The 254-nt window shown below is 59.4% G+C and carries 1 pseudogene; it reads right to left on the reverse strand.

Annotated features, from left to right (window positions below):
* Positions 1-254, reverse strand: a pseudogene (locus H6A60_RS13375) (LysR family transcriptional regulator); the annotation flags it as partial.

Here is a 254-nt window from a genome sequence, read left to right on the forward strand (position 1 = left end):
GGCGCTTTGCTGCGAATTTCGTCAATCACGGGCAGAAGAAGAGCAACGACGGCGTTGTCGACCATCTCGATGACGAAATGCCGTCGTATCGCTTCGGGTCGATAGGTGGGTTCCGTCGCAATGTCTTCCAGCGCTTCGAGCGCGTGTGCGATCTTCGGCAACAGCCGTTCGAGTCGATGGGTCGCCAGCATGGAGTTGCCCGACCTCGTGAAGCATTCGTCGTCAAAAACCAGGCGCAGCCGTCCAAGCGCGCG

Source organism: Sutterella massiliensis (assembly GCF_016899755.1).
GTDB classification, from domain to species: domain Bacteria; phylum Pseudomonadota; class Gammaproteobacteria; order Burkholderiales; family Burkholderiaceae_F; genus Sutterella; species Sutterella massiliensis.